This is a genomic window from Bacilliculturomica massiliensis, from assembly GCF_900605495.1.
In the GTDB taxonomy this organism is placed as follows: Bacteria; Bacillota; Clostridia; order Peptostreptococcales; family Anaerovoracaceae; genus Bacilliculturomica; species Bacilliculturomica massiliensis.
Genome location: NZ_LR027603.1, coordinates 1,133,433 through 1,158,334, shown reverse-complemented (window position 1 = coordinate 1,158,334; position 24,902 = coordinate 1,133,433). Strand labels below are relative to the sequence as shown.

Genomic DNA, 24,902 nt, shown 5'->3' with positions numbered 1-24,902 from the left:
GACGCGAAGGCGCCGGCTGTTCCGGCAAACGCCAGCAGCATAGTTAAGATCACGCAGAGAAATGTTCTCCGCAGCGTTCGTCTGTTGTGTTTTTCGTTTCTCATCAGATTCGTTCTCCTTAATCCCTTTTTCCGCCCCTTTTTCAGGCTCTCTCGTTATTTATCATTCTCACGCGTTTGTTTCCGGTGCATCGATTTCTGCACAATGTTTCCCGCCCGTTGTTTCCGTCAATATTTTTCCCTGCACGCTGATTCTCTGGCCTGTTCACAATACGCTGCGCGCTGTTTCTCGTTTCTGTTTCCATGTCATCTCATGTCATTTTTCTTCTTTCCGCCTTATTTCGTACGCAACAGTCTGGCGTAGATCACATCGGACATTTCGATGAGTTTTTTTCGTTTGATAAAGCAGAGGATGAAGACCACAGTGACGGCGGCGGTGAGGATCACCATTCCGATGTAGCTTCCCGTCCGCGTCATGGAACCCATCAGAATGGTAGCCAGCAGCGCCGGAGACCTTCCGATCAGATTCAGGATGAGAAACGGCGTGATCTTGATCTCGGAAACGCCGGCGGCGTACGTGATCAGATCCTTGGGAAATCCAGGTATCAGAAACAGAATAAAAAGCGTGATATACGCCTTTTTACTGTTCAGGTGGTTCACAAAATACGTGATCTTTTCCTCTCCGAAGATGACGTGCATGGCGTCCTTTCCCAAGAGCCTGGCAAGGTAAAAAGTGGCTATAGTCCCAAGGGCGATCCCCGCGATGGAGAGCAGATAAGCGATCCAGAATACGTAGGCATAGCCGGCGGCAAACTGGATCATCTGGCCCGGTATGACGGACACGATGATCTGCAGGATCTGCAGGCCGATGTAAACGAACCAGCTGGCCGTCTCGTATTTGTCCAGATATGCGTTGACCGCATCCAGATCCTTAAACTGCCGGATAAAATCCGGGTCCGCCTGATAGAGCAGCGCTGGAATGCCGGCGACAATGCCGATCAACACAAGCAGCTTCAGGATAGAGAACGCACGTTTCCATCTTTGTTTCTTCATTTCGTTCATAGAGACTTCTTTCCGACTGCCGCAGGGCTTCTTTCCGTGCGCGTCCTGACCGACGCACCGCCGCGAAGCCGCAGTCCATCATTTCCAGTCCGTCCCGCAGTCCCGGCCCGTTTCCACTATTTCAGGGTCCCGTGGGGACAAGCCCCTCCAGTACTCTCCGCCTGGTTTCCGATCACTCCCGCAGAGAAACGGCTCTGCCGTCATCGAAGACATTCAGCCCGGATGGGATATACCTTCCAGCCGGGCGGCGGTCTGGGCGGCGCTGCAGTCTATTTTTTGAGCAGATCTTTATCATACAGCGCCTGCAGCGCTTTGATGACGCCGAACTTGGAGTGTTCATAGGTCAGGCCGCCCTGAAAATACACGGCGTAGGGTTCCCTCATGGGCGCGTCGGCGGAGAGTTCAATGGAGGATCCCTGCACGAAAGCGCCTGCGGCCATGATGACCTGATCGTCGTATCCGGGCATATCCCAGGCGATTGGCTTCACGTGGGAATCGATGGGAGCCGCCGCCTGGATCCCCTCGCAGAAAGCAGTCAGCTTTTCCGGAGATCCCAGCTTGACCGCCTCGATAATGTCGCTGCGCTTGTCTCCTGGCTTGGGACAGACCTCGTATCCCAGATTTTCAAAGGCCTTGGCGCAGAGCACGGCGCCTTTCACCGCACCGTTCACCACCTTAGGAGCAATGAACAGCCCCTGAAACATAGTTCGTGTCTGACCGAAGGTCAGTCCGCATTCACCGCCGATGCCCGGCGAGGTCATGCGGTAAGAGATGTTTTCGATCAGGTCTTCCCGGCCGACGATATAGCCTCCCGTCAGAGCCAGACCGCCCCCGGGATTTTTGATCAGAGACCCTGCGGCCACGTCAGCTCCTGCCTCCGTGGGCTCTTTGGTATCCAGAAATTCGCCGTAGCAATTGTCTACCATGCAGACGATATCCGGATTGACAGACTTGACAAAAGATGCCCATTCCTCGATCTGCGGAATAGTGATCGCCTTTCTCCAACCGTAGCCGGTGGCCCGCTGAACGGTGACTACCCGGGTCTTCGGCGTGATCGCTCTGCCCAGCGCTTCCAGATCGATGGTCCCGTCCGGTCTCAGTTCCACCTGATTGTAGGAAATACCGAAATCGGCCAGGGATCCGCGGCCTTTTCCCCGCAGTCCGATGACCTCCTCCAGCGTATCGTAGGGTTTGCCTGTGCAATAGATCAGCTCGTCGCCGGGGCGCAGGATCCCGGTCAGCGTCAGAGTCAGCGCGTGTGTTCCGTTTACGATGATAGGCCGTACCAGCGCGGCTTCCGTCCGAAACAGCATGGCGTAAGCCTTTTCCAGGGCCGCTCTGCCCGGGTCGTCGTAACCGTAGCCCGTATTCCAGGCAAAATGCATATCGCTGATCCGGCACTTCTGAAATACATCCAGCACTTTGTACTGGTTAAAGGCCATGATATCGTCCAGTTCCTCGAAGATCTCTTTCGTTCCTTCTTCTGCTTCGGAAACGATGCGCAGCACGTCCTCGTGAATCCCCATGGATTCTTTCAGCAGGCTCCAGGTATTTTTCTGCATTGGTCTGATTCTCCTTTTATGTATTGATGTTCTACTGTTATTCCTCAGTTATGATTCTCATACGCTATTCTTCGTACTCCTCATCCCATTCAAAGCTCTTGATGAGATCGCGTTTTACATTCATTTTATGTGCGGCGTAAAGCTGTGTGGTGGTCACGTTATCGTGATCAAGAAGCGCCTGTACGTCGTAGATGGAATTGCCCCGGCCGATGAGCGACGTGGCCGCCGTGGCCCGGAGCTTGTGAGGGCTGTAGCCCTTCTGTCTGCTGGTGCCCATGCAGATGGACGTGTACTTCTTCACCAGCTGGCGTATCTGCCGTTCCGTCATGCGTTTACCCTGCAGCGAGAGAAACAGCGCGTCCTTGTTTTCATCGGACAGCGTATCCTCCGCCGGTCTCTCCATATTCATGTAATCCTCCAGGGCTTTGATCACCGATCTGTTCAGCGGCATCATGGATTCCTTGCCCCTCTTGCGGTAGATCTTGAATTCGCCCCGGCTGAAATTGAAGGAGGACACATTGAGCTGCTGAAGCTCAGACAATCGCAGCCCATAAGTGAGAAACAGGATCAAAATGCATTTATCCCTGTGTTTGGTCTTCTCCCAATAGGCCTTTTCGTGGGACGTCAGTCCCTCTCCCGTTGAGACGGCGTCCAGCATCACCATGACTTCGTTGTCCTGCAGCGCCTTGATCTCCCGCTCTCCCGGCCGCGGCAGCTTGATGGGATCGAATCCGTCGGTTATATTGCGGCTGATCAGCTCGTCCCGATACAGATATTTAAAGAGGACGGACAGCGCCGATTTCTTTCTGGCCAGAGATTTTTTATCATTCTCATAGACGTAGATCGCCTTGTCCGTCTCTACTTTATAGCGTCTGCAGTAGTCGATAAATATATTTATATCAACGGCGCGGATCTCGTTGAATTCTTCCACTTTTAAATCTTTGATCGTCTCCGCCTCCGTCAGATCCGTACTTTCGATCAGATACTGACAGAAGAAACGCACATCCCGCAGATAAGCAAGACGGGACATGGGCAGCAGATGGCCCTTCAGATACATAAAGTATCCCCGGAGCCACCGCGGCAGTTCCTTTTCAATGGCTTCACACTGCTCGACAATGTGACTTTCCTTTTCCACGATATTGTCCGGCTTGTCGCTTTTATTGTGGACTCTCAGCTCTTTTTTGTTTTTATCCTTGGATTCCCGATCGATCATACGTTTCGCCTCTAATTCATTGACCGAAAAAATATTATGTTAATTATCGTTCATCGCCTAAGATCTCGCCGGCGAGAGCGGCTTCGGCGTACGCGGTCATGGCGTCCAGGGCTTCTTCCGCACTCTGCTCTTCCGACAGCGTAAACCATTTCATGCCCGGCAGCCTTCGAAACCAGGTCATCTGGCGCTTTGCGTAATGTCTGGTGTTGCGCTTTACCAGACGGACCGCCTCTTCCTGCGGATATTCGCCCCGAAGATATCCGATGATCTCTTTGTAGCCGATGCCCTTCATCGAGATGTTTTCTTCCGTCAGCCCCATGGCCAGCAGGCCGCGGATCTCCTCCACCAGCCCGGCTTCCATGAGCAGATCCACCCGTCTGTCGATGCGGCGGTAAAGTTCTTCTCTGTCCCGGCAGAGACCGATGAGGATGCTGTCGTAATCCGCCGTTTTTACAAAGGAACGCTCGAAGGAAGGAATTTTTACTCCGCTCTCTGCGGCTTCCAGAGCGCGGATCACCTTTTTCAGGTTGTTTGGATGAATGCGGGCGGCGGCTTCCGGATCCAGAAGGCGGAGCTTTTCGTGAACGTACTCATTTCCAAACTGCTGCGCTTCCTGTTCCAGGAGCTTTCGCCTGTCTCCGTCTCCCGAGGATACCGTAAAATCCATATCGTAGAGGATCGAATTCACATAGAGCCCCGTTCCGCCGGAGATCACCGGCAGTCTGCCCTTTGAAAAGATGTCCTCGATGGCCGCTTTGGCCCTGCGCTGATACAGAGCGGCGGAAAAAGGTTCTCTGGGATCGATCTCATCCACCAGATAGTGTTTCACCTGGGCCTGTTCCTCCGTCGTGGGCTTGGCGCTCCCGATATCCATAAAGCGATAGAGCTGCATGGAATCTGCGGAGACGATCTCCCCGCCCAGCCGCTGAGCCAGCTTGATGGCATATTCTGTTTTTCCCACCGCCGTGGGGCCTGCAACGATCAATATCTTCCTGTTCATCTCTGATCCCCCGGTATTCCGGTCCGCCGCGCCGCGCCGGTCACCGGAATGGTCCTATACCCGTTTAAACAATTTTTCGATCTCATATTTGGAGAGCTTGATGAAGGTCGGCCTGCCGTGGGGACAGCTGAAGGGATTGTTCGTCTTCGCCAGATCCCGGATCAGCGCCTGTATTTCCTCCGCCGCCAGATGGTCATGGGCCTTCACGGCGGATTTGCACGCCTTCATTATAATCTTATCTACTTTAGCCGGATCCTGCAGGGAAAAATCAGCGGAAATATTGTCCAGGAAATACTCCAGGAAACTTTCCGCCTCCGACAGTTCCATCATGGCCGGAATTTCCTTCACGATATAGGCCTTGACGCCGAATTCCTCCATGCGATATCCGATCCGTTCCAGATAGACGAGAAAATCCGCGGCGTTGTTTTTGACGGCAAAAGGAAGATCCACCACAAAGGAGGTCAGCAGCATCTGGGAATGGCGCTCCTCCCTGTTGTACGCGGCCAGCAGCTGTTCATAAAAGATACGTTCGTGTGCCGCATGCTGGTCGATCAGGTAAAAATACTCGTCGTCAATGGCTGTGATATACGTGTTGAAGATGGCGCCTGTGGGACGCAGAGTATTGATGTCGAAGGGCTTTTTGACCGGCGGTTCCGGTACGGGCATCTTCGGCGGATCCGGCTCCTGCATCTGCTGCCGCCGCTGTTCCCTCTGCTCCGACCGCTGCTGCCGCTCCTGCGTCTTCTCCCCGGTCTCCTGGCCGAGAGAATCGAGAAAGGGCTCCAGGGCGCGGCCGCCCTTTGCTTCCTCAGCGCCGGGAATCTCAGGCGCTCCGTTTCCCTGCGGCGCCGGTGCTTGGTAGGAAGCGCAAGACGTCCCGCAGTCGGAGATCTGGAGATTTCCCCGCTCTTCTTCTTTCTGTTTCCAGGCTGTGCCCTCGCTTCTCCCATTGTCGGGCCTGGGCCTGGTTGACAGAAACGATTTTATGTCCGCTTCCTTCTCCGGCTGAGATATCCTGGATCCGGCATCTTGACCCATCCCATGGGATCCAGGCGCCTCCGCGGAGCGGGCGCGGGAATGAATGGAGATCTGGTCCTCCTTCCCCGTTCCCGGTCCATTTCCCCGCCAGTCGTTATTTTTGAACACATTTTCCCGACGGATCTCCGGTACCGCTTCTCTGGTGGAAAGCCCTCTGCGGATAGCGGCTCCCACAAAGTCCCGCACAGCCTTCTCATCGTCAAACCGCACTTCTTTTTTGTTGGGGTGGATGTTGACGTCCAGCCGCTCCGGTGATACGGAGAGAAACAGGAACGCGATAGGATAGCGGCCCTCGAACAGCTTTTCCGTGTAGGCGTCCGCCACGGCCCGTTCCAGAACTTTACTGCCCACCGATCTGCCGTTGACGAAAAAGATCTGGTTCCTGCGGTTGGTTCTGCTCTGCGACGGCGGAGAGACGAAGGCGATCAGGCGCAGTCCTTCCTCCTCCGCATCCACGCGGATCAGCTTTTCTCCGATCTCCCGGCTGTAGATGGTCAGGATATTGGTGTAGATCTCTCCTTTTCCCGTGGTGGAAAAGAGCACGGAGCAGTTGTTGATCAGCCGTATCTTAACAGAAGGATAAGCCAGCGCCATCTTCGACATAAAGTCGATGATCAGGGTGCTCTCCGTATTGTCCGGTTTGAGAAATTTCATTCTGGCCGGGGTATTGTAAAACAGGTCGGAGATCACCAGCGTTGTGCCGTCAGGGCAGCCGGTATCGGACTTCTCCACAAATTCTCCGCCCTCGATGCGCAGCTTATAGCCGCTGTCCGCTTCCCTCGTTTTGGTGATGAGTTCCGCTCTGGATACGGCGGCGATGCTGGCCAGCGCTTCTCCGCGGAATCCCAGCGTTTCGATGCGGTTCAGATCCTCCGCTTCCTCGATCTTGCTTGTGGCGTGCCGCTTAAAAGCCAGCTCTGCCTGACCGCTCTCGATGCCGCAGCCGTTGTCCGTCACCCGCAGATACGTCTTTCCTCCGTTTTTTATCTCCACGGTGATGGAAGTGGCCCCTGCGTCGATGGAGTTTTCCACCAGTTCCTTGACGATGGAGACCGGCCGGTCCACCACCTCGCCTGCGGCGATCTTATCTGCTACCTGTCTGGGCAGCTCGCGGATCTGTCGTCTCGGTGTAATTTCCATTATGCCTCCCTTCCGGCATACTGTTCCCGCAGCAGCACATAACATTCATTGTCCATCACTGCTCCGTCAAAGCGTTCCTCCGCCCGGGTCAAAGTCCCTTCATACTGAAACCCGCACTTGGAGATCACGCGTCTGGAGCGCTCATTTCCCGGGTAACAGTAGGCGGAGATCAACTCCAGGTCCATATCCTCAAAACCGCAGCGCAGCATGGCCCGCACAGCTTCCGTCATGTAGCCGCGGCCCCAGTATTCTTTTCCCAGGGAATATCCCAGCATCCTGGCCCTGCTGTTTTCTCTCTTCGGGTCGGGGATCAGCCCTCCGGTGCCGATGAGCGTGCCGCTGTCCGACAGCAGGATGGCCCACACGGATTCCTGATCCAGAAAAACCTGTTTCATGAGACCCCGGGTCTCAGTCAAAGACTCGTGGGGCTTCCAGCCTGCGCTGAGACCCACCTCCGGCTCACGGCAGCAGGCGTAGAGCGCTTCGGCGTCAGATTCCCTAACCGGCCTCAGAAAAAGCCGTTCCGTGGTCAAATTATACGGACCGATCACACTGTCCATCCTCTACCTCTCCTCCTGTTCCAGATCATAATCCAATAACTGCTTCAGCATCGAACCGCGGTGATTGATAAACAATTCCGTGGTCCGATAGCTGTCCGTCTCCTCATAGTCGATCTCTCTGATCCGGCCGCCGTCAAAGGACAGGATCGCGGCGCCGGGCAGACCCAGAAGGATCGGCGAATGGGTGGCGATGATAAACTGCGATCCCTGCCGGGACAACTCAAAGACGCGCAGCAAAAGCGACAGCTGACGCTGAGGCGACAGCGCCGCTTCCGGCTCGTCCAGAAGATACAGCCCACGGGGTCTGAAGTGGTTTTGGATCAGAGCCAGAAAACTCTCTCCGTGAGATTGACTGTGCAGGGATCTCCCCCCGTAATTCTTCGCGAGAAAATCCGTACCGTCGTCATATTCGTCCACTTTCGTCGCTACATTGTAAAAACTTTCCGCCCGCAGAAAAAAATCATCCGACGGCATTTTCCAGCCCTTGTACAGCGTAATGCTGCGGCAGAGCTCCGAGTGGCTGTCCCTGGTGGAAAAGCTGAAGTTCCGGCTTCCCCCTTCAGGGTTGAACCCGTACGCGACAGCCGCCGCCTCAAGCAGCGTGGATTTTCCGGCTCCGTTTTCTCCCACAAAGAAGGTGACGCTTTCGTCGAACCACAGTTCCTCCGGGTCCTGCAGGGCCGGGATCCGGCGCAGGTAGGAATCCCTGCTGATCCCGTCCCAGTTGATCTTCAATCCTGTAATAAACCGATCACCCATCATCCTTAACTCTTTTCCGCCGCCGCTTTCAACTCTTCCAATACGGAAAACGCCATGGAAGGCGTGATGTTCATGAGATCCAGCGCCTTCAGCCGCTCCACTACGGGGTTGGGCGCGAATTGGAAGAAGGACAGCTGCATTTCGCCGGAGGGGCTTCCCGCGGCATCCGCCTTCTCTGATCCCGCGGCGCCATCCCGCTCAGCCCCGGGCCTGCCGGCGCTGTGGGACTCGCCGCCCCCTTCGCAGAGGACTTCAGAACTTCCGGCGGAACCGGCGCTGTCTCCCATATCGCCGTAAGAGGCGCTGATATAGCGGTCCAGGTCGATGGAAGCGCTGGTATCCTCCAGCTCCCGAAGCTTTTCCTCCGCCGCCTCAAGCAGACGGTCCGGCACCCCGGCCAGCTTTGCCACGTGGATCCCGTAGCTTCTGCTGGCGCTTCCCTCTACGATCTTGTGCAGGAAAACGATATTCCCGTTCTGCTCCTTCACATCCACGTTCAGGTTGCGCAGGCCTTTGATGTGTCCCTCCAGCGCGGTCAGTTCGTGATAGTGCGTGGCAAAGAGCGTGCGCACCTGTTTCTTGTCCTTACAGAGGTATTCCACCACCGCCCAGGCGATGGACAGTCCGTCGTACGTACTGGTGCCCCGGCCGATCTCGTCAAGGATGACCAGACTGCGGGGAGTAGCAGTGTTCAGGATGTAGGCCAGTTCGCTCATCTCCACGAAAAACGTGCTCTGCCCCTGCGCCAGATTGTCCGATGCGCCGATCCGGGTGTAGATCCGGTCCACCACGCCGATCTTCGCATAGTCCGCGGGCACGAAGCAGCCCGCCTGAGCCATGAGTACGATCAGAGCTGTCTGCCGCATGTAGGTTGACTTTCCAGCCATATTGGGGCCGGTGATCAGCAGCATGCTCTCCCTGTCCCGGTCCAGATACGTATCGTTGGAGACGAATATGCCGTCTTTGATCATGGATTCGATGACCGGATGGCGGCCTTTGTCGATGCGGATCTCGTCGCCCTCGTATACCTGGGGCTTTACGTAGGACAGCTTGCCGCTCACTTCCGCGAAAGAGGTCAGAACGTCCAGGGCGGCCACGGCTGCGGAGGTCTGCTGGATCAGCCCGATATAGCTCTCCACAGTTTTGCGCAGCTCTGAAAACAGCTCGTATTCCAGCTGATTGATCTTGGTCTCCGCGTTGAGCACCACCGACTCCACTTCTTTCAGTTCAGGGGTGATGTAGCGCTCGCAGTTGACCAGCGTCTGCTTTCTGATATAATTCTCCGGGACCAGCTCCATATTGGCCTTGGTCACTTCTATGTAATATCCAAAGACCTTATTGAAACCCACTTTCAGGGTCTTGATGCCGGTCCTCTCCCGCTCTGTTCCTTCCAGCCCGGCGATCCAGGCTTGTCCGTCCCGGATGGAATGCTTCATGTCGTCCAGCTCCTGAGAATAACCTTCCCGGATCAGTCCCCCTTCTTTTATGGTAAAGGGCGGATCGTCCACGATGGCTTTTTCGATGAGTTCCTGGATCTCGGTCAGCGGATGGATCTCCTCGTTGAGCGAATTCAGCAGCCGGCTGTTCAAGTCGCTGAGCTCGCTTTTGATCTCCGGCAGGACGAAGACGGAAGTCTTCAGGGCGTTCAGATCCCTGCCGTTGGCGTTTCCGCAGGCCACGCGCCCGGCCAGACGTTCCAGATCGTAGATCTTCTTCAGGCCTTCCTTCAGATTGTTTCTCGTCAGCACGTCGTCGCACAGCGCTTCCACCGCATCCAGTCTGGCAGAGATCTCCTCCAGCGTGTTCAGCGGTTCTCTGATCCACTGCTTCATTTTGCGGGAACCCATGGCCGTGTGGGTCTTGTCAAGCACTCCCAGCAGCGATCCCTGCACGTGTTTTTCGAACAGCGTTTCTGTCAGCTCCAGATTCTTTATGGTCGCCTTGTCCAGTGACATGTGCTTTCCCGTGTCGTAGAGGTTCAGATTGGACAGGTGAGAAAGCCCCTGCTTCTGCGTTTCAAAGAGGTAGGACAGCAGCGCCCCCAGCGCGTAGAAGGCGTTCTGGCTGTCGGAGAGCCCCAGCCCCGTCAGCGAACCGATATGAAACTGAGAGAGGATCCGCTGCCGCCCGGTGTCTCTGTTGAAATATCCTTCATTGAGAACGCTGATATAAGCGTCGGTGGCCGCCTTGATCTCTTCCGCGGTCTTTGGCGCATCGAGCACATCGTTTCCAATGATCTCCCGGGGACGGATCTTGACCAGCTCGTTCAGCAGCCGTTCCCAGAAATCCGTTCCCTCGATCTCCGTGGCGCTGATCTCCCCCGTGGAAATATCGCAGTAGGCCACGCCGGCGCTGTTTTCCGTCAGATAGACGGAAGCCAGATAATTGTTCTCCTTCTCGTTGAGCATAGTCTGACTGATGACCGTGCCGGGCGTGATCACCTGGATGACCTCGCGTTTTACGATCCCCTTCGCCTGAGCCGGATCTTCCGTCTGCTCGCAGATGGCCACCTTAAACCCTTTATCCACCAGCCGCGCGATATACGTGTCCGCCGCATGATACGGTACGCCGCACATGGGCGCTCTCTCCGCCTCTCCGCAGCTTTTTCCCGTCAGCGTCACCTCCATGGCCTTGGAAGCCACGATGGCGTCGTCGAAGAACATTTCGTAGAAATCGCCCAGCCGGAAAAACAAAATGCAGTCCCTGTAGCTTTCCTTGATCTCCATATACTGCCGCATCATCGGTGTCAATGCCATATTCTTTCGTCCTCTTTCTATGATTTGTGTTACTTGTCCAGCTCAGCGTGAGATTCCGCCACGACCCGGCCGATCAGGCTGTCGATCTGCTCCCGGTCTGTGACCGCTTCTTTCCCGCGCGCCGCTTCAGCTTCTTCTGTTTCTATTCCGTTCTCCGTCTCGTCCGCCGCCCCCGGCCCCACCTGCGCGCCGGGGGTCTTCTTCAGATACATCAGATATTCGATGTTTCCCTTCGCTCCTTTTACCGGCGACCAGGTGATCCCTTTCACGGCCAGCCCGTTCTCTTCCGCGTATTCCCGCACGTGAAGCAGGACCTGGCCGTGTATATTTTTGTCCCGCACGATACCGTTTTTTCCCACCTGTTCCCGTCCAGCCTCAAACTGGGGCTTGACCAGGCAGATCAGTTCTCCGCCCCGGCGAAGCAGCGCCGCTGCCACGGGAAACACCAGTTTCAGGGAGATGAACGACACGTCGATACTGATAAAATCCAACTCCTCCCGGATCTTATCACGGTCCAGATAGCGGATATTCACCTTCTCCATATTGACCACGCGGCTGTCGTTTCTCAGCTTCCAGTCCAGCTGTCCGTAGCCCACGTCCACGGCGTAGACTTTCGACGCGCCGTTTTGCAGCATGCAGTCCGTGAAGCCGCCGGTGGAGGCTCCGATATCCATACACACAGCGTCCGTCAGCGAAAAGGAAAAAGCAGACAAAGCCTTTGCAAGCTTCAGTCCGCCTCTGCTGACATAGGGACAGGTATTTTCTTTAACGGCCAGCACCGAATCCTCCGATACGCCGGTGCCCGCCTTGTCCACCATGACGCCGTCCACGGTCACCTGGCGTGCCATGACAGCCGCTTTCGCCTTTTCTCTGGAGGGGAAAAACCCTCTGTTTACCAGTAAGATATCAAGCCTTTCCTTCAACGAATCCAGCCACCCTTTCCGCAATACTCTCCGCGTCTAAACCATACTGTTTCATCAGATCGGACACAGACCCCTGAGGGATAAACTCGTCGGGCCAACCGATCCCGTGAAGCGATGCGCCCGAGATCCCGCGCTCCGCAAACAGACAGGAGACCTGAGAGTAAAAGCCGCCTGCCAGCACATTGTCTTCCATGGTCACTATATGTGGATACTGTTCTGTGAGAGTCAGTATCCCTTCCCTGTCCAGAGGTTTGACAAACCTGACGTTTACCAGTCCTGCCCGGATCCCCCTGGCCTCCAGCAGCCGGCAGACCTCAGCCCCTGCGGCCGTCATCCGGCCCACGGCCAGCAGACAGACTTCCCCGCCTTCGCGGATGACCTCCATCCGTCCGTCCAGCGGAGTCCGTCTCTCTTTTTCCAGACTCAGATCCGCGGCGTCCCCCCGTGGATAGCGGATGGCGCAGGGTCCGGACAGCGTCATGGCATATTCCAGCATTTCGGAAAGCTCCCGGCCGTCGCCGGGGGCCATCACCGTCATATTGGGCATAGCGGTCAAATAGGACAGATCGAACACGCCGTGATGTGTCTCTCCATCGTTGCCCACGTTGCCCGCCCGGTCCACGGCGAAGATGACGGGCAGATTCTGCATGCAGACGTCGATGAGGATCTCATCGTACGCCCGCTGCAGGAAGGTGGAATAGATGGCCACCACAGGACGCTTGCCCGCCAGCGCCAGCCCGGCGGCGAAGGCCACCGCGTGCTGTTCCGCAATTCCCGCGTCAAAAGTACGGGAAGGAAATTTCTCCTTCATTTTTGCCAGACCTGTCGCCTCGATCATGGCGGCGCTGACCGCCACGATGTTTTCATCCCTGGCTGCCAGCTGCGCGATCTTGTTTCCGAACACCTGGGAATAACTCACGTTGCCGCTGCCCGCCAGAGGATTTCCCGTATTCAGGTCGAAGGGACCCACTCCGTGAAATTTTCCGGGGTTGTTCTCCGCATTGCGGTATCCCTTGCCCTTCTTTGTCACGATGTGGAGCAGCACGGGACGGTCCATGGTCCTGGCCAGCGTCAGGATCTCAGTCAGATCGTGAAGGCTGTGGCCATCCACAGGTCCGAAGTATTTAAATCCCAGTTCTTCAAAGATGGCCCCTGGCACCAGCGCGTATTTGAGAGAATCCCGCAGCGATTCCATTCCGGAATAGATTCCCTCGCCGATGCGGGGAATTCCTTTCAGCGCGCTTTTCACTTTTTTCTTAAAGTCCAGGTAAGCGTGGGAAGTGCGCAGCTTTCTCAGGTGCTGAGACATTCCTCCCACGTTCTTTCCGATGGACATCTCGTTGTCGTTTAAGATCACGATCATGCGTGTTCTGGCGTTGCCCGCGCAGTTTAACGCCTCGTAGGCGACCCCGCCGGTCAGCGCGCCGTCGCCGATAACGGACACCACAGAGTAGTCCTCGCCTTTCAGATCTCTGGCGATGGCGTAGCCCATGGCCGCCGACAGCGAAGTGCTGCTGTGACCGGAATCGTAGGTATCGTGCACGCTCTCCGACCGTTTGGGAAAGCCGCTGAGACCTCCAGTCTGGCGCAGAGTGGAAAATTCACCGGCCCGCCCGGTAAGGATTTTGTGGACGTAAGACTGGTGTCCCACATCCCAGATGATTTTATCCTGGGGACTGCTGAAGACGGTGTGCAGTGCGATAGTCAGCTCTACCACGCCCAGATTCGAGGCCAGATGTCCCCCTGTCTTTGACACGTGATCCAGCAAAAACTCCCGGATCTCGTAGCACAGGAGTTCAAGCTCCCGCTCCGACATATTTTTCAGATCCTGCGGAAACTCGTGATCCAACAGCGACTGTTTCATAATGATTGGTTCTCCGTTCTATTTGATTTTGTCTCTCAGATCCGCTGTCAGTTCGTTGAACACCTCAGCTTCGTCGTAATAAGGCGCCATGAGCTCGTCGGCTTCATCCAGAAGTTCGAAGACTCTGGCCTTCGATTCCTCCAGGCCGTAAATACTCGGGTAGGTGGATTTATTCTGTTTGAGATCCACGCCGGTCTTCTTTCCGATCTCCTGCTCGTCGCCGCAGACATCCAGAATATCGTCCACGATCTGAAACGCCAGGCCCATATCCTCGCCCCAGCTGGCCAGAAGCTGACGCTTCTGCTCGTCGGCGCAGCCCAGATGCGCGCCCGCCAGCACCGCCGCCGTGATCAGCGCAGCCGTCTTGTTGATGTGGATGTAGTCCAGCATTTCCTTGGAGCACTGCTTGTTTTCCGCCTCCATGTCCGCCACCTGTCCGGCCACCATTCCCCGGATCCCGGCGCAGCGCGCCACCTCGTAACAGGCCTTCAGTCGGCATTTCAGCTTATCCACATCGTCAAAATACAGGAGCATATCCTTCTGCATGACCTCAAAAGCGGAATTCAGCAGGCCGTCGCCGGCCAGAAGCGCCATGGCTTCGCCGTACACCTTGTGATTGGTGGGAACGCCCCGGCGCAGATCGTCGTCGTCCATGGCCGGCAGATCATCGTGGATCAGCGAATAGGTGTGAATATACTCCACAGCGCAGGCAAAGGGCAGCGCCTCTTTCATATCGCTGCCGCAGAAATCGCAGGCCGCCAGCACCAGTACCGGCCGCAGCCGTTTGCCTCCGGCAGTGAGACTGTATTTCATCGCCTCGTATAACGTAATACTTTTATGGTCAACCTCCGGGAGGAAGTCCAGAATGTGCTCGTCAATGATAGCCTTCAAGCGGTTATACTCTCTGTATTCCATTCTCTTCATCTCCTTTTACTGCGATTCCCCGGAATTTTAATGCGGGGAAATTTCCAGTTTGCGATCTTACCTTCCGTTGTGAAGCATATTGTCAGAAATCCGCCAGCGTCTCCGACGACTCTTCAAATACCTGGATCTTCTGCTTCGCCGCATTCAGGATCTCACTGCAGCACTCATAAAATCTCACGCCTTCCTCGTAATGGCGGATGGCGTCCTCCAGAGTAGTCTCCTCGCTTTTCAGCGCCTCCGCGGCCTTCTCCAACCCGCGGAGCGCATCCTCAAAGCTCAGCTTTTTTTCGTCCGTTTCCAATTCAGCTTTCGCCATGGGCCGTTCCTCCTTCCACTTCTCCGGGGAGCAATCCGGGAAATACTTTATCTACAACGCAGTCCAGCGCGCCGTCGGACAGAGCCACGCGCAGCCGGTCTCCTTCTCTGACTTTTTCCACTGACGACAGCGGTTCGCCGGGCCGGCGAAATACCATGCCGTAGCCCCGTTCGAGGGGTCCGTAAGGGTTCAGTCCCTCAAGCCGCAGCTGAGCCTGAGCCAGCCGATGCTCCGCATCCCGTATTTTGCCGTCCATCCGGTAGCGCAGGTTTTCCAGCGCCTGATTGGTCCGCATTTCCGACAGCTTCGCCTTCCTTAAGAGCAGCGCCAGCATCTGTTCCGCGCTGTTCTTTGAGAGACGCATTGCGTAGTACTGCAGCTTCTGCCCCTGAGCGCGGGACAGATCTGCCAGCAGCTGACGGGAGTATTCCCGCAGCTTTCTCAGATCCGGCACCGCGGCCTGAGCCGCCGCCGTGGGCGTCTCCGCCCTCAGATCCGCCACGAAATCCGCTATGGTGAAATCCGTCTCATGGCCCACCGCCGATATGACGGGGATCTCTGAGAGGAAAATACTTCTGGCCACGATCTCTTCATTGAAGGCCCAGAGTTCCTCCATGGATCCGCCGCCCCGTCCCACGATCATCACATCCACCTCTGGATAGAGACGGTTGACCGTCTGGATACACCGGGAAATGTCAGGCGCCGCGCCCGGTCCCTGGACCAGACAGGGAAATATCAGAACATCCGCATAGTCGTTTCTGCTTTTGATGATCTTAATGATATCGCGCACGGCGGCTCCGGTAGGCGAAGTGATCACCGCTACCTTTTTCGGAAAGACCGGCAGCTCTTTTTTGTATTTGGCATCAAAGAGACCTTCCTGATCCAGCCGTTTTTTCAGTTCTTCAAAGGCTATGCTGAGATTTCCCCTGCCGTTCACGCTGATCTCCCGGACGTTGAGAGAATAGGTGCCGCCCCGCTCGTAGAGATAGACAAAGCCGGAAGCTGTGACCTGCATGCCGTCGGCCAGCTCGAACCGCAGATATCTGCGCTGATCCGACGGCAGGAAGCAATTGATCCTGCTGTTAGCATCCTTCAGTGAAAAATAGACGTGACCGCTGCTGTGAAACTTTAAATTGGAGATCTCGCCCATGACGGAGACGTTTCCCAGTATGGGGTCGGTCTGCAGGATCCGTTTGATGTAACTGTTCAGCTGTGATACGCTGACCGGTTTCAGCGCCATAATGCCTGTCCTCCTAACAATGAGATCCCCACCGCGTTGTCCGATGAGAGGGCGGGAGCGCCGAAGACAGGGACCGCCCCGGTCCCTGAAAGAGCATGACGCAGATTCTCCCGCAAAAATGCACTGGCGGCTACGCCGCCGGTAAACAGCACCCGCCGCGGTCCCTCCGCCCGTTCTTCCCCCTGTTTTTTCGCGTGTTCAGCGGCTTTCACAGTCACCTCGGCCAGGCACTGGACGATCCGCTGGAAAAGGAAACGGGAGAGACCTTCGCCTCCCTGCCGGGAAAACAGGCGCTGGGCCTGAGTCTCCATCCCGGAGACATTGAAGTAAAGTCCGTCTGTGGGGATGGGCTTCAGCGGATTGTTTTTTACCGAAGTCCGCTCAACGGGCGGAGCACAGGTCTCTCCGTTCCCGCCCTCTCCGCTCATCGCCTCCTCATCCATCGCCCTGCCGCAGGGAAAAGCCATCCCCATGGAGACTCCCACCCGGTCGATCAGCTGACCGAAGGATATATCTTTGGAACCGCCGATGATAGAGATCCTGCGTCCTCCCTCCGCCACGGAGAGCAGTTCGCAGGTGCCCCCGGAGAGATGCCAGGCCAGATACTCGGAAACGCCTGTCAGATCCGTGCCGTGAACGGCCGCGGCCAGATGGCCCTCCTGATGGGAAAAAAGGAAAAAAGGCGCCTGAAGGCTCTTTGCCACCACGGTGCCGAATCGCAGCCCGGCGAGAAACACCGGCATATAAGACCCCTCTACGGGACGGGGCTTTTCGCTTGCGCAGACCGCTTTTATCCCTTCCCTGAGGGGTGAATCCAGGATCTCCGCCAGCAGTTCGGGCAGATTCTCCATATGCTGAAAAAGGGCGTCGGACTGTCTCAGTCCCCGCTCGCCCTGTTTTACCCGCAACGGTCTTCGCAGGTCCCTGATGATATTGCCCTCCGCGTCCGTGACGGCAGCGGAGGTCGTATAGTTGCTGGTATCCAGACCGAGTACCAGGTTAGTGTTCTCCATTTTTGCCTCTCACAACACGGCCGAGAACGCCGTTGACAAATTTTCCGGATTCCTCGCCGCCGAATCGTTTGGCCAGGTCCACCGCCTCGTTGATGGAAGCAGAATTCGGAATATCGTCCATATAGCGGATCTCGCAGATGGAAAGCCGAAGCACTGCCAGATCTACCTTGGCCAGCCGTTCTTTTTTCCAGCGGTCGCAGCACTCCTCCAGCAGGGCGTCGATCTCAGAAAGATGTTTGGCGGTCAGTTCGTACATCTTGTTGAAATAATCGGACTGATCCTTATCCTTCATGTGTTCTTCCATAAAACGTTCCTTCTGGGACGGGCCGTAATCGTTCTGCATCTCCATCTGGAAAAGCAGCTGCATAAAAAGCTCTCTGGCTTCAGTTCTGCGCATTCTCATCCTCCGTGTATTTTATCTTTTGTATTTATGAGACCTCCGGCGGTTCTGCCGCCGGAGCCCGCCCGCGGTCTATCTCCGCGCTGTGCATTCAACTCCCAGAACGTGGATGTTCACCGCCTTGACAGGCAGCTCCGTCATATGCTCCACTTCCTTCTTCACATTTTCCTGCAGATCCCACGCCACCTCCGGAATCTTTACTCCGTAACGGACGATGACATAAATATCTGCCTGGACTCCTTCTTCGCTCTGACTGACTTTTACGCCGCGGGACATGAGCTCTTTTCGGAGTATATTTCTGGACAGGCTCTCCCGGATCCCTCCTGAGAGATCCGCTACGCCGGCTGTCCTAAGCGCCGCATTGGTGGCGCATACGGCGATGACTTCATCTGAAATTTCCATGGTTTCTCCGCTTCCGGACTATACTGGAAAAAAGAGACCGGACGCCGCCCGCGTCCGTATTCTCTACTATTTCTCAAACTGGTATAATAGCCGCTCTGCGGTTATTATACCATGACTGGCCGCAGGCCATCATGGTATAATCCGCGCATGGCGTCTGCCGCGCACAGAATCTGTATAATAGCCGCTCTGCGGTTATTATACCAGATTATGAGTCCGGAAACAACGTTTTCTGTTCCTTAAAATTTGCTCTGTATGACGATCTGATCTGCTTTTTTGCCGGTCTCACGCATTACGATATCGCTGATCTTGGCGATGTCGGTCTGGGCCAGATCCTGCTTGTTCACCGTTACGTTCACAGAACTGTCCGTGATCAGCACCAGTGCGTCGGAAAAACCTTTGTTTTCAATGAGATTCTCGATCACCTTTTCCTTGTTCATGTAGTCGATGATCTTCAGCTTCTGCTCCGTGGCGTTGTTTTTCTCCGCTCCGTCCGGCGTCTCGTTTATCACGTCGGTCAGCATGGAGAGGATCTCATTTCTGTCCATATTGATGGTGGCCCGTACTTCTTCAAAATATGTATCGGTGTTCGCAAGCTCCTCCACATCGTCCGAAGTCACCAGCGCGGAACCGGAGACGCCTGCCACGGCGCTTCCGCTGGCGTTTTGCGCTCCGGGCTGCGAGGTGCCGGGAAGCTCCGTCACGTTGATGCTGTCCACCAGCACTTCGCCGTCGTGTTCCTGCATTTCCTGGGCCTCGTGATCCGCATACCCTGCGGAGGCGGAAAGCCCCTCGTCCACCGAGAGCCTATTGTTGATCACGCTGACACACAGCAGCAGCGCCAGCATTCCTGTCAGTACAAACAATTTCTTTTTATCGTATTTCACTTTTCAATTCCCCCCTGTTTCGCTTTCAAATACCATGACGTTGGCGGCCGGTATGTTGAACACTGCCGACACCGCTTTGACGATGTTGTTTTTGGTGACCGCGTCTCCCGCGCCCTCCGCTGTGACAATCACTCCCTTCACCCTGGTTTGTTCCGTATTCTGATCCGACGAAAAGACTGAGGCGGTTTTTTCTTCATCGTGCCAGGTTATCATGACCGACGCCGCCCCCACGCCTTTTATCTGGGTCAGGATGCCGGCCAGCCGCTTTTCCTCCGCCGTCTGTATGTGATCCGAGCCGCTGCCGATGTATTCTTCCGGCCCGTCGTTATCCACGATCTGCCGTCTGCCGTCTTTATCCAGGGACAGAACATTCAGCAGAAGCAGGGCCAGAGCCGCCAGCACCACCACAGTGATGAACTGAAAGCAAAGGTCCTTTCCCTTCTTTCTGCCTGTGGTCTCCTTTTCGTTTTTTTCCCGTGTCAGCATATTATTCCTCCGCAAGCGCTATGGTGACGCTCCTTTTTTCTATCTGCAGCCGGTCCGCCGTGAAGTCCCGGACGGCTTTTTCAAACTCCGGGTCGCTGATGGTCACTGAAGCCTTTTCCGGCTTGCCGAACCCGCTGCTGCGCACTTCATTATTTATATATATTTCAACCGACGTGACAGTTATACCAGAAAATTTTTCTTTCAGGTCCTCTTCCAGCCGGGCTTTCAGCTTTTCCACGTACACTGTCTCGATCTGTTTGGTCTGCACTCTGGAAATAGCGCTGTCATCCCCCTCCCCGGAGTCCCCTCTGGCCGCCAGTTCCCGCAGTTCCTCCGATACGGGGACATTTCCCAGCACGCTCACATCTTCCTGCATCAGATCGGAGATGGGCGACAGGACCATGGCCAGCATGGCCAGAGAAAAAATGAACTTCATACATCGCTTCATGCCGCTGCCGGGCAGCAGGATCTCCACAAAGGAGAAGAGGATCACGATCACGGTGAGGTTTCTCACCCATTCCCACACAGCACTCACCGTTTACACCGTCCTTCCCACTGAGATCAGCACCGCCAGGAAAATGAAAAACAGAATTCCCGTCAGGATCAGGATCACGGAGAGCGTGATCACCGAGTTTCCGATGTCGTCCACGCAGTCCGAGATGCGTTTTCCTGATATAGGCTCCAGCACGATAGCCAGGACTTTGTAGATCAGAGCGGAGGCCAGCAGCTTGATCAGGGGGATCAGCATAAGAGACACGATGATCAGCAATCCCACCACTCCTACTCCGTTTTTGATCATCTGCGTGCAGCTCAGGATCAGGTCGACGGAATCGGCTGCAAATCCGCCGATGATGGGGATAAAATTGTCGATGGAAAACTGCGCCGTCTTCATGAGCATGCCGTCCGCCGATTTGGAGATGACGCCCTGTATGGACGTGAGGGCGGAGAACACTGTCACCGTCAGCCCCATGAGAAAGATGGCGGCGGCCCTGAGAAACTTGGCCAGCTTTTTGATATAGTCCTTTCCCGACAGCGAATTCACCAGAAGAAACACACAGGAGATGAACACCGCAGGCATAATACAGCTGAGAATGACAGTGGACAGTATGGTGATAGCCCCCATGATCACAGGATTCAGAATGCTTCCCGCCGTCACTCCGCCCATGGCAATCAGCAGCGGGACCAGAATGGGCAGCAGCACCTGCATGGTCCGCACCATCAAGGCGGCGGAATCGGCGCACATATTGTATATATTGAGAAAATCCCTGACGCACAGCACTACGATGATCAGCGTGCAGACCAGCACACCCAGTTTTGACGAGGCGTTGTCCGAGAATGACGACGAGACGCTCTCCAGCATGCCGATGAGGATGCATACGGCGAACACTTCCACTGCCAGCGTCAGACTGCTCTGGACCTGGGCGAAGAAAAAAGACGCCAGTCCGGACAATACCTCATCCCAGCTGAAAACGGTCTCTCCCCTGATCAGCGAACTCAGCACATCCCCCAGCCCCATGCCGTGAAAGAGGCTTCCGTTCTGCTGCACCGCTCCAAGAAGCTCCTGCAGCTGAGAGAGATCCATGGATGACAGCTGTTCATTTATAATATTTTCAAGCTCCATAAGCCCCCCTTTCTCTGTCTCCCGGCCGTCCTTTCTAGGAGGGCAGCAGTTTGGTAACGATCTCCAGAAGCGACATCATGATGGGAACGGCCAGGTAAAAGATCATTACCTTTCCCGCCAGCTCCACTTTGCCGGCGATGGCGCCCTCTCCGGCGTCGCGGCAAAGCTGCGCTGTGAAATCCGCGATGTAGCCGACTACCAGCACCTTGACGACCACGGGAAAAAAAGCTTTTCCGTAGCGGATCTGCCCGTATACGCCGGAAAACAGGTCAAACACCGCGGTCAGGTGGTACAGAATGTATCCAAACAGAAGCAGCACCGTGCTGATGACGATGTAAATGGCCATTTCCGGCTTGTACCCTTTCACCATCGAGGACAGCACCACGCCGCAGATACCGATGACGGCGATCTTAAAAATATCCATGATCATCTCCTACAGCTGAAACATCGTTTTCACTGTGTCGAAAAATTGATTGATCATCTGTACGATGAGAAGCAGCACCACGATGATGCCCGCCAGAGTGGTCATCATCGCCTGATCCTCCCGGCCCGCACGGATGAGGACCTGATTGAGCACGGCCACGATAATTCCGATGGCGGCGATCTTAAAAATGATATCCACGTCAATATTCATAACATTCCTCCTGTGTTGCATTCTTAAATAAACAGTATGGCGGTGAGGATCCCCGCTGAGATCCCCAGCGTCCGGTACATTCTGCCCCGAACTCTTGCCTGTTCCCTGGCCGCGTCCGCCTGCCGCGCCAGCCCCTCGTAGCAGTGAGAAAAGAGACGGCGCTGGGTTTCCATATCCGTTCGTCCCAGCTCGTACCCCAGCTCCTCGATGATCCGCCTGTCCTCCGGCAGCAGAACATCGGCTCCGTATACCTGATCCACGCTCTGGACCCAGGCGCTCCAAAGCGTATCCGCCTCTCTGGTCTCCAGAAGGCGGGCGGTCTCAGTGAAAAAGGCCCCGCCGGATTCCCTCCTGTTTTCCCCGATGCGGGCAAACAGCACCGGAAGCGCTTCCATGCGGTATCCCATCTCCGATTCCAGATATTTCAGGTTGGCCGTCAGGTCGGTGAGCGCTCTCACCCGCCGGGTATAGACGGAAGCCTTCGACCAGCCCGCCAATCCGGAAAAAATCACGACTACCAGGCAGAGAAGAATTTTTATCATAACCGCCCCGCCACCCTTTCATTTTTCCAGTTGCATATCTCGGACACAGTGCCTGTCCGCGGCCGGTTCGTCAGGAAGATCAGGCGCTGAAACACCCCTTTCCCCACCATCGGCCCCACGCCGGACCGCAGCACATCCTCATAACTGCCCCCGTGGATGGTGGTCAGAAGACCGATGCCGGCTGTGACCGCCGACGAGATGGCGCCGCAGTCTTCCTCCCTGCCGATCTCGTCTGTGGCGAGAATATCCGGCGCCATGGAGCGGATCAGCATCATCATGCCCTTTTCCTTGGGGCATCCGGACAGCACGTCCGTCCTGTCGCCCAGGTCGTAGCAGAAGCCCGTGTGGCCCGCTCCGGCGATCTCGTTTCTCTCATCGCAGACGCCTACCCGAAATCCCCGGTCAGACAGGCTGCGGATAAAGTCCCGCAGCAGCGTGGTCTTGCCGCATTTGGGAGGCGAGATGATCAGCGTGTTGTAAAAACGGCCGTCGCTGTCCAGCGTATACGGAAAACAGCGTTCGGAGATCCCTTTTATCTCCCTGGCACGTCGGATGTTCAGCGAGGTGATGTCACGCAGCGTCTTCACCCGGTCTCCTTCCACCACCGCTCGTCCGCAAAAACCGATGCGAAAACCGGAATCCAGCGTGATATAACCGTTGGCCAATTCCTCCTGATAGGCATAGACCGAATGGTTAAATAATGAGTTACATATATTATTCAGCATTTTTTTGTCTACGGGCCGTGTCCTTGTAGATCCCAGTATGTATTCCCCGGATCCGCAGTACACGTACACAGGCCGGCCCGTCTTTACCCGGATCTCTTCAATGGATCCGGCGGCCTCCTGCGGCAGATCCCGCATTTCATCGTACCACTCTCCCGGAAGGCCCGGGATCAGTTCTTCCATCCTTTGCATTCCCCGATCTCCTTTTCCCCTCTCGTATCGTTCCTTTTCATCTGTTCCCTCTTTACGTCCCGATGGGTCCCGCCGCGTCTTGCGGACCGGGCTGCGGGACGGTATAACAGAATAGAAAAACCCCCTTGTCCTGTTTACTCTCATTGTATTCACAGGATAAGGGGGTTATGTTTCTTTTTTATTATTTTTCTGTTCTCTCTGCCGCCGCTGCGTTTCCAGCAGGTTCTGCCTGCTCCTCCGCGCTTCCGGAAGGTTCTTCCGGCGACGGCGGTATGGTGATCCTCACCTTGTCGATCCGCCTGTCTTTTACCGATTCCACTTTGAAGATACAGCCTTCATACTCCACGATGCGGTCCTCCGGTTCGTCCTCGTCGGGTATCTCTCCGATGAGGTCGATGACCAGACCGCCGATGGTCTCGTTGTTTTCCGATTCAAACTGGTAGCCCAGCGCTTCGCTGAGATCGTCCAGATAGTATTGACCGTCCGCCAGCCAGGTGGATTCGTCCAGCTGTTCCAGCTTGGGCTCGTCATCGTCATACTCGTCGTCGATGTTGCCCACGATCTCTTCCACGATATCCTCCATGGTCACGATGCCGGAAAAACCGCCGTATTCGTCGATGAGCACCGCGATGTGCATCCGCTCTTTCTGAAGGGTGGAAAACAGATCGTTGATCTTTTTGCTCTCCGGAACGAAGAACGGCTTCTGCAGCAGAGGACGGATATCCACTTTCTCAAAGCCCACCTTTCTGGCTTCCAGAAAGAAATCCTTCATGTACAGCACGCCTATGATATCGTCTCCGTCTTTGTCGTAGACAGGAATACGGGAATAACGCTCTTCCAGCAGTTCGTCGATATATTGGCTGAGATCGTCGTTGATATCGATGGAATATACGTCCGTCCGCGGCGTCATGATCTCATAGGCCACTTTATCCGCGAACTCAAAAACGCTGTAGATCATCTCCCGTCCGGTGGGATTCAGATGTCCCGCCTCCTGCCCTACTTCCAGCATGGATTTGATCTCATCCACAGAATACTCTTCGTGCTGGGAAAACTGATCGGTCCCGGTCAGTCTCATGAGCAGGGACACTGTGGCCGAGAGCAGCGCGTGAAACGGCGCGAACAACTTTTTGAGAAACAGCACTGGTCCCACGCAGAACAGCGCCGTCTTTTCAACATTGCGGAACGCCAGTCTCTTGGGAAACATGATCCCAAACACCAGTACGACGTAGGCCAGCGCCAGCGTTATGAGCACCAGGGCGATCTCCCGTTCCCAGGGCACGCCGCAGCTTTTCAGAAATCCGCTGAGCGGTCCCGTCATTCCCGCGGCCGCCACGGCGCTGGCGAACAGACCGGCCAGCGTGATAAACATGCGGTTCACAGATAAAAATTTATTTGGCTCCTCAGCCACACCCAGCAGCAGCTCCGCTCTCCTGTTTCCCTCCGCCGTCAGCTGTTTCAGCCGGTTCTTGTTGAGCGCGGCGAAAGCCGTCTCTGCGGAAGAGAAAAAAGCGTCGATCAGCGTCAGCAGTACGATCAGCGTCAGCGCGATCTCCATAGCTATAGCGGGTTCGGGACTAGGGTCCGACATTCTTGATTCCTCCTTGTTTGCGGCGCGCTGTTCCGCCGCGCCGTATCCAGTATAATATCACT

At 55.6% G+C, this 24,902-nt stretch carries 25 protein-coding genes; all 25 read right to left on the bottom strand.

The window, feature by feature from the left end; genetic code table 11:
• Positions 1 to 335: 335 nt before the first annotated feature.
• Complete coding sequence (locus E0E37_RS14555) at positions 336 to 1,061, bottom strand: TVP38/TMEM64 family protein (protein ID WP_130863721.1); 726 nt, start codon at positions 1,059 to 1,061, stop codon at positions 336 to 338.
• Positions 1,062 to 1,330: 269 nt separating this feature from the next.
• Positions 1,331 to 2,623, bottom strand: a complete 1,293-nt coding sequence (locus E0E37_RS14550; RefSeq protein ID WP_130863720.1) for a methionine gamma-lyase family protein — start codon at positions 2,621 to 2,623, stop codon at positions 1,331 to 1,333.
• A gap of 64 nt (positions 2,624 to 2,687) precedes the next feature.
• On the bottom strand, positions 2,688 to 3,836 hold the full coding sequence (locus E0E37_RS14545) for a tyrosine-type recombinase/integrase (RefSeq protein ID WP_130863719.1): 1,149 nt from the start codon (positions 3,834 to 3,836) through the stop codon (positions 2,688 to 2,690).
• A gap of 43 nt (positions 3,837 to 3,879) precedes the next feature.
• The gene (miaA, locus tag E0E37_RS14540; protein WP_130863718.1) at positions 3,880 to 4,836 is read right to left on the bottom strand and encodes a tRNA (adenosine(37)-N6)-dimethylallyltransferase MiaA; all 957 of its coding nucleotides are present in this window, start codon (positions 4,834 to 4,836) and stop codon (positions 3,880 to 3,882) included.
• Positions 4,837 to 4,890: 54 nt separating this feature from the next.
• Positions 4,891 to 7,014 (bottom strand): DNA mismatch repair endonuclease MutL, encoded by a 2,124-nt coding sequence (gene mutL, locus E0E37_RS14535; RefSeq protein ID WP_165445376.1) that lies wholly within the window; start codon positions 7,012 to 7,014, stop codon positions 4,891 to 4,893.
• A complete protein-coding gene (locus E0E37_RS14530; protein WP_130863716.1) occupies positions 7,014 to 7,574 on the bottom strand; it encodes a GNAT family N-acetyltransferase in 561 nt (186 codons plus the stop codon). The genes mutL and E0E37_RS14530 overlap by 1 nt, the downstream gene beginning before the upstream one ends.
• 3 nt (positions 7,575 to 7,577) lie before the next feature.
• On the bottom strand, positions 7,578 to 8,336 hold the full coding sequence (locus tag E0E37_RS14525) for an AAA family ATPase (protein ID WP_330548587.1): 759 nt from the start codon (positions 8,334 to 8,336) through the stop codon (positions 7,578 to 7,580).
• A gap of 2 nt (positions 8,337 to 8,338) precedes the next feature.
• Complete coding sequence (mutS, locus tag E0E37_RS14520) at positions 8,339 to 11,089, bottom strand: DNA mismatch repair protein MutS (protein ID WP_130863715.1); 2,751 nt, start codon at positions 11,087 to 11,089, stop codon at positions 8,339 to 8,341.
• 29 nt (positions 11,090 to 11,118) lie between these two features.
• Positions 11,119 to 12,012 (bottom strand): TlyA family RNA methyltransferase, encoded by an 894-nt coding sequence (locus tag E0E37_RS14515; RefSeq protein ID WP_130863714.1) that lies wholly within the window; start codon positions 12,010 to 12,012, stop codon positions 11,119 to 11,121.
• The gene (gene dxs / locus E0E37_RS14510) at positions 11,996 to 13,876 is read right to left on the bottom strand and encodes a 1-deoxy-D-xylulose-5-phosphate synthase (protein WP_130863713.1); all 1,881 of its coding nucleotides are present in this window, start codon (positions 13,874 to 13,876) and stop codon (positions 11,996 to 11,998) included. The genes E0E37_RS14515 and dxs overlap by 17 nt, the downstream gene beginning before the upstream one ends.
• An 18-nt stretch (positions 13,877 to 13,894) precedes the next feature.
• On the bottom strand, positions 13,895 to 14,791 hold the full coding sequence (locus E0E37_RS14505) for a polyprenyl synthetase family protein (protein ID WP_130863712.1): 897 nt from the start codon (positions 14,789 to 14,791) through the stop codon (positions 13,895 to 13,897).
• Between the two features lie 91 nt (positions 14,792 to 14,882).
• Positions 14,883 to 15,116, bottom strand: coding sequence for an exodeoxyribonuclease VII small subunit (xseB, locus tag E0E37_RS14500; protein WP_130863711.1), 234 nt, complete (start codon positions 15,114 to 15,116; stop codon positions 14,883 to 14,885).
• Positions 15,103 to 16,356 carry an exodeoxyribonuclease VII large subunit gene (xseA, locus tag E0E37_RS14495; protein ID WP_130863710.1) on the bottom strand — a complete coding sequence of 418 codons (1,254 nt, stop codon included), beginning with the start codon at positions 16,354 to 16,356 and terminating at the stop codon, positions 15,103 to 15,105. Before xseA ends, xseB begins: the two co-directional genes overlap by 14 nt.
• On the bottom strand, positions 16,347 to 17,369 hold the full coding sequence (locus E0E37_RS14490; RefSeq protein WP_130863709.1) for a hypothetical protein: 1,023 nt from the start codon (positions 17,367 to 17,369) through the stop codon (positions 16,347 to 16,349). Before E0E37_RS14490 ends, xseA begins: the two co-directional genes overlap by 10 nt.
• Entirely contained in the window at positions 17,356 to 17,766 is a 411-nt protein-coding gene (gene nusB / locus E0E37_RS14485) for a transcription antitermination factor NusB (protein WP_165445375.1), read from the bottom strand. The genes E0E37_RS14490 and nusB overlap by 14 nt, the downstream gene beginning before the upstream one ends.
• A gap of 75 nt (positions 17,767 to 17,841) precedes the next feature.
• Positions 17,842 to 18,171, bottom strand: coding sequence for an Asp23/Gls24 family envelope stress response protein (locus E0E37_RS14480; RefSeq protein WP_130863707.1), 330 nt, complete (start codon positions 18,169 to 18,171; stop codon positions 17,842 to 17,844).
• A 236-nt stretch (positions 18,172 to 18,407) separates the two neighbouring features.
• Positions 18,408 to 19,055, bottom strand: a complete 648-nt coding sequence (locus E0E37_RS14475) for a SpoIIIAH-like family protein (RefSeq protein ID WP_130863706.1) — start codon at positions 19,053 to 19,055, stop codon at positions 18,408 to 18,410.
• Between the two features lie 3 nt (positions 19,056 to 19,058).
• Entirely contained in the window at positions 19,059 to 19,541 is a 483-nt protein-coding gene (locus E0E37_RS14470; RefSeq protein ID WP_130863705.1) for a hypothetical protein, read from the bottom strand.
• Position 19,542: 1 nt separating this feature from the next.
• Positions 19,543 to 20,076 carry a stage III sporulation protein AF gene (locus tag E0E37_RS14465; RefSeq protein ID WP_130863704.1) on the bottom strand — a complete coding sequence of 178 codons (534 nt, stop codon included), beginning with the start codon at positions 20,074 to 20,076 and terminating at the stop codon, positions 19,543 to 19,545.
• A gap of 3 nt (positions 20,077 to 20,079) precedes the next feature.
• Entirely contained in the window at positions 20,080 to 21,162 is a 1,083-nt protein-coding gene (locus E0E37_RS14460; protein ID WP_130863703.1) for a stage III sporulation protein AE, read from the bottom strand.
• A gap of 34 nt (positions 21,163 to 21,196) precedes the next feature.
• Entirely contained in the window at positions 21,197 to 21,586 is a 390-nt protein-coding gene (locus E0E37_RS14455; protein WP_154937590.1) for a SpoIIIAC/SpoIIIAD family protein, read from the bottom strand.
• 9 nt (positions 21,587 to 21,595) lie between these two features.
• The gene (spoIIIAC, locus tag E0E37_RS14450; RefSeq protein WP_330548586.1) at positions 21,596 to 21,796 is read right to left on the bottom strand and encodes a stage III sporulation protein AC; all 201 of its coding nucleotides are present in this window, start codon (positions 21,794 to 21,796) and stop codon (positions 21,596 to 21,598) included.
• 23 nt (positions 21,797 to 21,819) lie between these two features.
• Positions 21,820 to 22,338 (bottom strand): stage III sporulation protein AB, encoded by a 519-nt coding sequence (locus tag E0E37_RS14445; RefSeq protein WP_130863701.1) that lies wholly within the window; start codon positions 22,336 to 22,338, stop codon positions 21,820 to 21,822.
• On the bottom strand, positions 22,335 to 23,252 hold the full coding sequence (locus E0E37_RS14440; protein ID WP_130863700.1) for a stage III sporulation protein AA: 918 nt from the start codon (positions 23,250 to 23,252) through the stop codon (positions 22,335 to 22,337). Before E0E37_RS14440 ends, E0E37_RS14445 begins: the two co-directional genes overlap by 4 nt.
• A 181-nt stretch (positions 23,253 to 23,433) precedes the next feature.
• Positions 23,434 to 24,840: a hemolysin family protein gene (locus E0E37_RS14435; protein ID WP_130863699.1), complete on the bottom strand. Its 1,407-nt coding sequence runs from the start codon at positions 24,838 to 24,840 to the stop codon at positions 23,434 to 23,436.
• Positions 24,841 to 24,902 lie beyond the last annotated feature (62 nt).